Genomic DNA, 10,476 nt, shown 5'->3' with positions numbered 1-10,476 from the left:
ATTCGGCGCGTGGTGGTCAGTCGGCGTGGGCGGGCACGGATCTGCGGCCGAGCTCCGATTCGATCTGGATCTCCTCGAACTCGCCCGCCGCCTGCCGGCGGGACAGCAGGGTGCCGGCGACACAGCCGATGATGCCCAGCGGAAGGGCGATCAGCGTCGGGTCCGAAAGGCTGATCGGCGGGTGCGAACCCGGCCACAGCGTGGGCCCGAGAAGCATGAGCACGACCGACGACGTCAGGCCGGTGAGCACTCCGGTGATGGCGCCGGTCTTGGTGAACCGCCGCCAGGTCAAGGTGAACAGCAGCACCGGGACGTTCGTGCTGGCCGCTATCCCGAACGCCAGCGTGACGAGCACGGTCGCGTTGAAACCGGGTCCGAGTGCGACGGCCACCGCGACCACGAGGATGCCGATGGCCACCGTGGCGATCCGGCCACGCCCCACTTCGCGGTCGGACGACCGGGCCCGGCCGAACTGGCTCCAGATATCGCGAACCACCGCGCTGGAGGCGTTGACGAGCAGTCCCGACACCACGGCCACCACGGTGGCGAACGCGATGGCGGACACGATGCCGAGCGTCGTCGCGCCGCCGAGCGCCTCGGCAAGCCGGGGCGTGACCAGGTTTCCGCCGGTCGCCGCGAGTTGCTTCGTCTCAGGGCGCAGAAGCGCGCTCGCGCCGAGGCCGACGAAAGCGATGAGCACGCTCGCCACGGTGATCATCGCGACGGTCATCGTCACCGAACGCCGGGCGTGCACGGCGTCGCGGACGGTGAAGAACCGCATCATCACGTGGGGCAGCCCGGCCACGCCGAACGTCGCCGCGAGAGAAACCGAAAGCATGTTCCACGGGCTCTTCAACAGGTTCCCGGGCTTGAGCGGGTCCATACCTCCGTTCGGCGCGGTCGCCTTCGACACCATGCCCCCGATATCGCCGCCGAACCGGACGAGCAGCAGCACGCTCAGTCCAAACAGGACAGTGAGCAGCAGGACGGCCTTGACCACCTGGATCACCGTCGCGCCGTGCATCCCGCCGATCGCCACGTACAGCACCATGATCACCCCGGTGAGCACGACCGCCGCGGTGTAGTTCATGCCGGAGAGCAAGGCGAAGAGATTGCCCGCGACGACCAGCTGCGCCAGCAGATAGAACCCGGTGATGACCAGCGTCGAGATCGCGAGCACGATCCGGAACGACCCGGAACGGAAGCGGCGGACCAGCACGTCGGTGAGCGTGTACTCACCGAGGTTCCGCAGCCGCTCCGCCACCAGCAGCATGATCGGTATCCAGGCCAGCAACGGGAGCACCAGATAGAACAAGGCGTCGTAGCCGACGAGGAACATCAGCCCGATCCCGCCGAGCAGCGCCGAACCGGACATGAAGTCGCCCAGCGTCGCGATGGCGTTGCGGGCCGGGCTGATCGCCCCGCCCGCCGCCCAGAACTCCCCCGCCGTCCTGGTGCGGCGCCCGGCGAGATAGGTGAGCACCATACCCACCACGACCAGCACGGTGAACAGGATGAGGGCGACCGCTTTCCCGCTCATCGGCGCACCGCCTCGCGGGCCGCGACGGCCTCACCGGCGCGCAGGCTGTCCAGGGTGCGCCGCGCGCCGCGGGCGAACAGGGCGCACACAATCCAGGGCAGGAGAAGGATTCCCGCCGCGACGACCCAGCCGACGCTGAGCCCGCCCGGGATGCCGGCCCGCAGGAACCCCTGGCCGAACGCCATCAGGGCCAGGAACGTGAGGTAACAAGCCAGTGACGGCAGACCGAGCTTCACCACCAGCCGCCGGCGTCGCCTGCGCAGCTCGGCCGCGAGCCGTATCGCGGCATCGTCATAGGGCATCGAAGTCGGGGATGTCATAGCGCCTCCTTGCGCTCGCCGGACCGGAATCACCTATCCGCGCGGTTCTGACCGAGAGAATAGATTCCGCACCGCAGACCATGTCAAGGGTCATGCCAGATCGTTGCCGCTGTTTGACGCGGGGCCGTTCGGCGGATTAAGTTCCAGAATATGGTCTGCTGGACAGAACACGGAGGTGCGGTGTGACCACCCCAAGGCCCACCGTGGCGGAACTGGGCCACATCGGCCTTCGCTGCCACGATCTGAACCGCCAACTGGCCTTCTACACGGAGATCCTCGGCCTCACGGTCACCGATCACGACGAGCGGCTCGGCATCTGGTTCCTGTCCGCACGGCCGGATACCGAACACCACGAGCTGCTGCTGGCCGAAGGCCGGAACGTGCCGGCGGAGGCCAAGCTCATCCAGCAGGTGTCCTTCCGGTGCGAGCGGTTCGAAGACGTGCTCGGCTTCTACCGCCGGTTCCGCGAACATGACGTCCGGCTCGACATGATTGTCTCGCACGGCAACGCCATCGGCGTCTACTTCTTCGACCCCGAGGGCAACCGGTGTGAGGTGTACTGGCAGACCGGGCTCCTGGCGCGTCAGCCGTTCGTCGAGCACATCGACATCGAGACCGATCCGGAAGAGCTCTTGCAGGCTGTCCGGGCTTCGGTCGAACGCAACGGGGCAGCGGGTTTCACCGAGGAGAGCTACCGCGCCTGGACGCAAGAGCAGGGCATCGCCGGTGACACGGTCATGAGCGAGGGGACACGGCCATGAAGTTCGTCCGTTACGCAGACGGTTCCGCTGTCCGGGTCGGTGTGGTGGACGGGGAAAGCGTGCGTGTCGTCGAGGGCGCGACAGATCTGCTTCCGCTCATCGAAGCCGGCGAGTTGCACGATGCGGGCGCGGCAGCCCTACGCGGCGGCGCCGCCGTGGCCCTGGCCGGCGTGGTTCCGCTGTCGCCGATCGCCACGCCACCGACCGTGCGCGACTTCTACGCCTTCGAGCAACATGTCCGTGCCGGACGCGCCTGGCGGGGACTGGAGATGGAGCCGGACTGGTACGAGCTTCCGGTGTTCTACTTCTCCAACCCCTACGCCGTGATCGGCAGCGGACCCGTGGCGATGACCCCGGGAGCGGACTGTTTCGACTTCGAGCTCGAAGTCGCCGCCGTGGTGGGACGCGGCGGGCATGATCTGTCGGCGCGGGAAGCCGATCAGCTGATCGCCGGCTACTGCGTGCTCAACGACTGGAGCGGCCGCGATGTCCAGCAGCGCGAGATGAAACTGTCGATGGGCCCCGTGAAGGGCAAGGACACCGCCACCAGCCTCGGCCCCTACTTCGTCACGCCCGAGGAGATCGCCGACTTCCGTGAGGGCAACGGCTATCGGCTGGAAATGACCTGCAGCGTCAACGGTGTCCGCTACTCCCGCGCCCGGTGGTCCGATGTGTACTGGTCGTTCGGCGAGATGATCGCCTACGCCTCGCGCGGTACGGAGGTCCGGCCCGGTGACGTCATCGGTTCGGGCACCTGCGGCACCGGCTGCATCCTGGAACTGTCCCGCAGTCACGACGCCGCCACTTATCCCTGGCTGAAACCGGGTGACGAAGTCATCGCCGCGATCGAGGGCCTCGGCGAGTTGCGCAACACGGTCACGAAACCCGCCGCGGTGCTGCCCTTGCGGCCTCGCGACGCACCACGGCCGTGACCCCGAAATGGCCACTGTGGACGGTACTGACCCCGAGGAGACCTTCATGATCCCCGCGCAGTGTGACGTGGCCGTCGTCGGCGCCGGCCCGTCCGGACTCATGGTCGCCACCGAGCTCGCCCTCGCGGGTGCCGACGTCGTCGTACTCGAGCGGCGCGGCGAGCCGGCGCTGCCCAGGGCCGGGACACTCGCCTCGCGGGTCCTCGAAATCTTCGACTCCCGCGGCCTGGCCGACCCGGTACTGACGAGGGCCTTCGAACTGCACGAGGACCCACGGGCCACGGTCGGCATCTGGGCCGGTTTTCACGGCGTCCGCTTCGACCGGATCGACAGCACGTTCCCCTACGTACTGATGTTCGCGCAGATGGAGGTCGAACGGATCCTGGCGGCCCGCGCCACCGAACTCGGGGCGCGCATCGTGCGGCTGGCCGCCGTCACCGGCCTGACCCAGCACGACGACCACGTGCGGGTCGAGGTGGAGCAGACCGGGGGTCCGGCGACCATCGAGGCCCGGTATGTGGTGGGTGCGGACGGAGCGAACAGCACCATCCGCCGCGCGGCCGGTATCGGGTGGCACGGCCAGGAAGCCGATCGCACGGCCGTCAACGTCGACGCCGAACTCGATTTTCCCTTCCCCGACCCGGTGACCGTCACGAACGATCTCAACGGGTGGGGACTCGCGTACCCGCTCCGCAAGGGCGTGACGCGGTTCGGCCTGATCGATGCCGTCGCCTCGTACGAGGGCCGGGACGTGCCGGTCACACTGGAGCAGGCCAAGCACATGCTGCGGCGGATCTACGGCCGCGACTTCGGCATCGAATCGGCGAAGATCTCGCGGTTTCACAACGCGATGTTCCAGGCCGCCGCGATGCGGGACCGGCGTGTGCTGCTGGTCGGCGAATCGGTCCGGGTGCACTACCCGGCCTCGGGCGTGGGCATGAACTTCTGCCTGCAGGATGCGTTCAACCTCGGCTGGAAACTCGCCGCGACCGTACGCGGCTGGGGCGCGGCGGACCTGCTCGACAGCTACGAGGCGGAACGCCGTCCCGAGATCGAGCGCCTGCTCGATGACGTACGCCGGCAGTGCGCCGTGCAGTTCGAGTTCTCCCCCGAGATGCTCGCCCTCAAGCGCATGATCGAGGGTGAGCTCATCCCGGTCCCCGACGTCAACCGGCTGCTGGCCGAGAACCTGTCCGGTATCTCCGCCCGTTACCTCCCGGCGTCCCCGGCCGCTCCGCCGGTCGTCGGGCGGCGGCTGCGGGATTTCGTTCTCGACGACGGGGTCCCGCTTTTCCACCGGCTGCGCGAACAGCGGTTCCTGCTCCTCACCACCGGAGAACGGCCCGACGAACTGCCGGACCAGGTGCGCGCGGAGCCGCTGCGCCGGATGCCGGACTCGCTGACCGGGTTCGACGCGGTGCTGCTCCGCCCTGACGGCCACATCGCCGCGGCAGCCGCCGGGTCCCTCGACCGCGCCGAGATCGACCGCTGGTTCGCGAAGCGCGCCTGAACACAGTGCTGCCCGCCAACCACCTGGAGGTTTACTGTGTGAGCAGCAACACTTTCGGGTAGCCCGGTGACTCTCATCGTGACGCGAGGTGATGCGGGATGTTCACTCAGATCCTCGATCCTGTGCACAGCGTGCTGGGTAGTACGTTGCTGGCCCTGGTACCTGTTGCGGTCCTGCTCGTAGTGCTGGCGGTGGTGCGGCTCTCGGCGTGGCAGGCGGTGATCATCGGCGCCATCGTCACCCTGGTCGAGGCCATCTTCATCTGGCACACGCCGGCCAAAGACGCCTTCACCGCGTACGGGCTCGGCGCGGCGACCGGATTCTGGTCGATCAACTGGATCGTGTTCTGGGGGGTGATCATCTACCACACGCTCGTGGTGACCGGCGCGTTCGACGGGTTCAAGCGGTGGCTGGTGAGTCAGGCGACCGGCGACATCCGGGTGCAGACGATCCTCATCGCCTGGGCGTTCGGCGCGCTGATGGAAGGCCTCGTGGGGTTCGGCTACCCGTGGGCCGTGGTCGCGCCGCTGCTGATCGGGTTCGGCATCGCGGACCTGGCCGCGGTGCGGGTGGCCGCGCTGGCCAACAACGCGCCGGTGTCCTACGGGGCTCTCGGCGCGCCGGTGATCGGGCTCGCCGCGGTGACCAGCCTGCCGCTGCTCAGCCTGTCCGCCGCGATCGGCAAGATCGTCGCCGTGCTCGCGCTGGCCCCACCGTGGCTGCTGATCTACCTCGTCGCCGGGCGGCGCGGCTTCCGCACCGGCTGGCCGCTGGCGATCGTGGGGTCGTTCGGCTACATCGCCGGCCAGTACCCGACGTCGCAGTGGCTCGGCCCGTACCTCCCCGACATCATCGGTTCCCTGGTGTGCTTCGGCGCGCTGCTGATCCTGCTGCGGTTCTGGCGACCCTCCGTGCAGCTCGGCTTCGGGGGCCGCGAACTCACCCCGACGGAGATGGAGGTACCGCGAAGCGCCCCCGGCGCGACGAGGGCACCCTCGAGCGGCGCGGCCCGGGGCCTGATCCCGTTCGGGATCCTGGTGGCGGTCGTGGTCGCGTGGACCGGACCGTGGTCACCGCTTCCGAACTACATCCCCTTCGCGCCCAAGATCTCCGCGATCTCCTCGCTGACCGGTAAGACGACGAGCACCACGTGGAGCTTCGCGCCGTTCATCGCCGGCACCGCCATCCTGGTGAGCTGGCTGCTCATCGCCGCGTACCTGCGGCCCCGCCGCGAGCAGCTGCGCGAGGTGTTCAGCCACACCTTCCGGCAGACGTGGGGCGCACTGCTCGTCGGGCCGCTGATCTTCGGGCTGGCGCAGGTGTTCAACTTCTCCGGCATGGCGAACTCGATGGCCAACGGCTTCTCGAAGGTCGGCACCGCGTTCATCGTGCTGGCGCCGATCCTCGGCTGGATCGCCGTCGCGCTGTCCGGGAGCAACACCTCGGCCAACGCGGTGTTCGGCCAGTTCCAGGCCACGGTGGGCCGGCTGCTCGGTGCCCCCGTCCTGCTGTTCCCGGCACTGAACTCGGTGGGCTCGGAGGTCGGCAAACCCGTCGCGCCCCAGACGGCCAGCGTCGGGGTGGCCACGACCAGCCTCGTGCGTCAGGAAGGACATGTCATCCGCCACAACATGGGCTGGACACTGGTGATCCTGGTGTATCTGATCGGGATCGGGGCGCTGTTCTACTTCCTGCTCCCGAACTCCATGCAAATCTGATCGGCCTGCTTTGTCGGTGATGCAGCAGGCGAAACAGCGCCGGTGGGCGGTGGTGGCGGTCGCGGCCGCCTTGCTGGTGGCCGCGCCGCTGCTCGTGGACGCGGTGCGGCCGCCCACGCAGTCCCTCGATCCCGGGCGGTTGCGTGAGCTGGTACTGCGGTCGGTGACCGCGCCCTACCAAGGGCATGCGCAGAGCACCGGGTCGCTCGGGCTGCCGGAGCTGCCGAACCTGGCCGACGTCTCGGCATTGTTCTCCGGCACGACGAGCATGCGCGCCTGGTACGCCGGTCCCGACCGGTACCGCGTCGCCGTGCTCACGACCGCCGGCGAGCACGACATCTACCGCCTGCCCGAGGGCGAGTACACGTGGGACTACAGCGCGAACGCGCTCGTCGAGCTTCGGGGCCCGCCGACCGTCCGCCTGCCTCGCGCGAGTGATCTGCTGCCGCCGGAGCTTGCCCGGTGGCTCCTGCAGTCCGCGCCCGCGCAGGCCGTGACCACGTTGCCTCCCCGGCGCGTCGCGGGGATCACGGCGTCGGGGTTGCGAGTCGACCCCGACGACCCGGACACCACCATCGGCCAGGTCGACGTCTGGGCGGACCCGGTCACCGGCCTGCCGGTCCGCGTCGAAGTGACGGCACGCGGGCAGCACGCGCCGGGTCTGGTCACCGAGTTCGACGAGGTCGACCAGACCGCTCCCCTGGTCACCGCGCCACAGCCCGCGCCGGGCACCGGATACAGCGTCACCGACGCCCCGGACATCGCGAGCGCACTGGGAACACTGGGCCGGGCCCGCTTGCCCGCGACGCTCGACGGCCGCGTCATGCGGGCGGCGAACGTCGCCGGTGTCCAGGGCGCCGCGTTGTACGGTGCGGGCCTCACCACGTTCGCCGTCGCCGCCGTGCGTGCCGATATCGCCCGGTCCGCGGCCGACTCGGCGGCCAAGGCGGGCGGAGCGACCGTCAAGCTGGCGGGCGGCACCGGGGTGTTCCTGTCCATCGCGCCACTCTCGCTCGCGATCGTGCAACCGTATGGTGCGCGCAGGGGCTATCTGCTGGCCGGCCTGGTCACGCCCCCGGTGTTACAGGCCGCCGGCGACGAACTCTCCCGTCCGGGCAGGAGCAGCCGATGATCGTCACGCACGCGCTGACCAAACGGTTCGGCCACACGCCGGCCGTCGACGCCGTCGATCTGCACGTCGGCGAGGGCGACCGCTACGGCCTCCTCGGGCCGAACGGCTCAGGCAAGACGACCTTGGTGCGCATGGTGCTCGGCCTGGTGTACGCCACCAGCGGCGACATCGAGGTGCTGGGCAGGCCCGTCCCGAAACGGATCGCCGAGGTCCTCCCGGACGTCGGCGCGCTGATGGAGGGCCCCGGCGCGTACGGACATCTGTCCGGGCGGCGCAACCTCGCGTTGCTCGACGCCGCCGGACCGCGCGGTGACCGGCGGACCCGGCGCCGCCGCATCGGCGAGGCGCTCGAACGCGTCGGGCTGGCCACGGTCGATCAGCGCCCGGTGAAGACCTATTCGCTGGGTATGCGGCAGCGGCTCGGGCTCGCCGGCGCCCTGCTCAGCCGGCCCCGCCTGCTCATCCTCGACGAGCCGACGAACGGCCTGGATCCCCAGGGCATCAAGGAGATCCGCGAACTGCTCACCGCGCTGAACCAGGATGGGACCACCGTGTTCTTGTCCAGCCATCTGCTGGCCGAAATCGAGCAGCTGTGCACGCGGGTCGGGATCGTCGATCGCGGCCGCCTCGTGATCGAGAACGACCTCACCGTGCTACGTGCGGCGACCGGGCGGGTCCTCGTCGCGACGCCGGACGCGGCCCACGCCGTCGCCGTCCTGGACGGGCAGCTCGAGTCCCGCGACGGCGACCGGCTGGTCATCCGGCACGACGATCCGGCGGCACTGAACGCTCGCCTCGTCGGAGCCGGAGTGCGCGTACGGTCGATCCGCGCCGAACGACGGACGCTGGAACAAGTCGTCATCGACGCCACCGGACCCGGATCGGACCGCTTCGGGGAGGCCCGATGATCGGCGTGGAACTGCGGAAACTCCTGCTGCGGCCAAGAATCTGGGCGAGCGTGGCGCTGCTGTGCCTGCTGCCCGCGATCGTCGCGGTGTTCCTGGCGACCGCGGATTTTCCGCCGCCGCCAGGGCAAGGCGGCGCGTTCCTGTCGGCCGTGGTGAACGACGGCTCGCTGTATCCCGCCGCCGCGCTCGCCCTGGTCCTGCCGCTGTTCCTGCCGATCGCCGTCGCGGTCGTCGCCGGGGACTCGGTCGCCGGGGAAGCCGCCGGCGGCACGCTGCGGTACCTGCTCGTCCGGCCGGTCGGCCGGACCCGGCTGCTCGCCGCGAAACTGATCGCGCTCGCCGTGTACGTCACCGCCGCCATCGTGATCGTCGTCCTGACCTCACTGGTGCTGGGAGTGCTGCTGTTCGGCACCGGCGCTCCGGTGGCCCCAGGAGCTCCGCCGGCCGGCGTGATCTCCTTGTCGGGCGCGCCGCTCAGCTCGTCCGGCCTGGGGCTGCGGCTGCTCGGCGCGGTCGCCTACATCGTGCTGTCGATGCTCGGGTTCGCCGCGATCACGGTGCTCCTGTCGACCTTGACCGACTCCGCGCTCGGCGCCGCACTCGGCGGTCTGGCCGTGCTGATCACCAGCTCGGTGCTGGAAACCCTCGACGCGGCCGCGCCGGTGAAGCCCTACCTGCCGACCCACTACTGGCTGTCCTGGATCGACTTCTTCCGTGATCCGGTGTTCTGGCGCAACATCGATCACGGGTTGCTGCTGCAGGCCGGCTACATCGTGGTGTTCTTCGGCGCGGCCTGGGCCAACTTCACGACGAAGGACATCACGAGCTGACCGGACACTGAGCCGGTGCCGTCATCGGCGCGGTGCTCAGCGCGCGCAGGACGAGCGCGACGACCTCCGGATCCGTGGGCAGGTCGCCGTGCGCCGCCCGGTCACCCGGGCACACCTGCTGCAGCGGCACGTTGACCGCGCCGTCGAGCCGGGCGGAGTCCGGCGGGGTCACCACCTCGTCGAGCTCGGTCCACACCGACAGCCACGGCAGCCCGGTCGGGAGCGCCTGCTGCTCCAGCTGCCGCAGCAGCGCGCTGCCCGGAGCCAGCTGCTGACATGCCGTCGGGCAGGCACCGGGAACGGCGGCTCCGCCCGCTGCCGCCAGCCGCGTCCCGTGCAGCGGCGCCCCGAGCGTCACGACGCGGCGCGCCTGATGCTCGCCGCCCTCGCGAGCCACCCACAACCGGGCCACCACCCCGCCGGCCGAGTAGCCGATCACGTCGACCGACGGCGCTCCCCCTTCGTACGCCCGCTCCACCGCGGCGGTGAGCACGCCGACCTGCGCGAGGAGATCACCCGTGCCGTCCCCGGGCAGGGTCAGCACCTCGGCCGCCTGCCCGGTGCCCCGCCGGATCCGGTCCGCGAGCTGGTCGAGCGCGGCCTGCCCGCCGCCGTAACCGGGGACCAGGAGCACCGTCCCCGGCTTGTCCTGCGCGGGCGTTCCGCTGCGCGGCGTGGCACTCCGGCCGCCCGCGGCGACGAAAGCCGCGACGGCACCCACGAGCACCACCAGCGCCACCGCGGCCAGCAGCAGCCGCCGGCGCGGGCTGATGCCGCGCCACCCGATCCGAACACGCACCCTTCCATGGTGCCGATCCCTTGGGC

The 10,476-nt window shown here is 70.0% G+C and carries 10 protein-coding genes; 7 read left to right on the top strand and 3 right to left on the bottom strand.

Annotated features, from left to right (window positions below; genetic code table 11):
* Positions 1 to 16: 16 nt before the first annotated feature.
* Together GKO32_RS14350 and GKO32_RS14345 are read right to left on the bottom strand one after the other, a co-directional pair.
* Positions 17 to 1,540, bottom strand: coding sequence for a solute symporter family protein (locus GKO32_RS14350; RefSeq protein ID WP_154757356.1), 1,524 nt, complete (start codon positions 1,538 to 1,540; stop codon positions 17 to 19).
* Entirely contained in the window at positions 1,537 to 1,860 is a 324-nt protein-coding gene (locus GKO32_RS14345) for a DUF485 domain-containing protein (protein WP_154757355.1), read from the bottom strand. Before GKO32_RS14345 ends, GKO32_RS14350 begins: the two co-directional genes overlap by 4 nt.
* 182 nt (positions 1,861 to 2,042) lie before the next feature.
* Between GKO32_RS14345 and GKO32_RS14340 the strand changes: the two genes are divergently transcribed.
* From GKO32_RS14340 to GKO32_RS14310, 7 genes are all read left to right on the top strand, one after another.
* Entirely contained in the window at positions 2,043 to 2,621 is a 579-nt protein-coding gene (locus GKO32_RS14340) for a VOC family protein (protein ID WP_208024404.1), read from the top strand.
* Positions 2,618 to 3,553, top strand: a complete 936-nt coding sequence (locus tag GKO32_RS14335) for a fumarylacetoacetate hydrolase family protein (protein WP_154757353.1) — start codon at positions 2,618 to 2,620, stop codon at positions 3,551 to 3,553. The genes GKO32_RS14340 and GKO32_RS14335 overlap by 4 nt, the downstream gene beginning before the upstream one ends.
* 46 nt (positions 3,554 to 3,599) lie before the next feature.
* Positions 3,600 to 5,063 (top strand): FAD-dependent oxidoreductase, encoded by a 1,464-nt coding sequence (locus tag GKO32_RS14330; RefSeq protein WP_166459547.1) that lies wholly within the window; start codon positions 3,600 to 3,602, stop codon positions 5,061 to 5,063.
* 98 nt (positions 5,064 to 5,161) lie between these two features.
* Positions 5,162 to 6,781: an L-lactate permease gene (locus GKO32_RS14325; RefSeq protein ID WP_154757351.1), complete on the top strand. Its 1,620-nt coding sequence runs from the start codon at positions 5,162 to 5,164 to the stop codon at positions 6,779 to 6,781.
* Between the two features lie 19 nt (positions 6,782 to 6,800).
* Complete coding sequence (locus GKO32_RS14320; RefSeq protein WP_154757350.1) at positions 6,801 to 7,913, top strand: hypothetical protein; 1,113 nt, start codon at positions 6,801 to 6,803, stop codon at positions 7,911 to 7,913.
* Entirely contained in the window at positions 7,910 to 8,821 is a 912-nt protein-coding gene (locus GKO32_RS14315) for an ABC transporter ATP-binding protein (RefSeq protein ID WP_154757349.1), read from the top strand. Before GKO32_RS14320 ends, GKO32_RS14315 begins: the two co-directional genes overlap by 4 nt.
* Positions 8,818 to 9,651, top strand: coding sequence for an ABC transporter permease (locus tag GKO32_RS14310; protein ID WP_154757348.1), 834 nt, complete (start codon positions 8,818 to 8,820; stop codon positions 9,649 to 9,651). The genes GKO32_RS14315 and GKO32_RS14310 overlap by 4 nt, the downstream gene beginning before the upstream one ends.
* Here GKO32_RS14310 and GKO32_RS14305 read toward each other — a convergent pair.
* The gene (locus tag GKO32_RS14305; RefSeq protein WP_312867916.1) at positions 9,641 to 10,450 is read right to left on the bottom strand and encodes an esterase/lipase family protein; all 810 of its coding nucleotides are present in this window, start codon (positions 10,448 to 10,450) and stop codon (positions 9,641 to 9,643) included. The genes GKO32_RS14310 and GKO32_RS14305 overlap by 11 nt on opposite strands.
* Between the last annotated feature and the right edge of the window lie 26 nt (positions 10,451 to 10,476).

The organism is Amycolatopsis pithecellobii (assembly GCF_009707865.1).
GTDB classification, from domain to species: Bacteria; Actinomycetota; Actinomycetes; order Mycobacteriales; family Pseudonocardiaceae; genus Amycolatopsis_E; species Amycolatopsis_E pithecellobii.
Note: the sequence above shows the minus strand (reverse complement) of the source record. Positions and strands in the feature narration are given on the sequence as shown.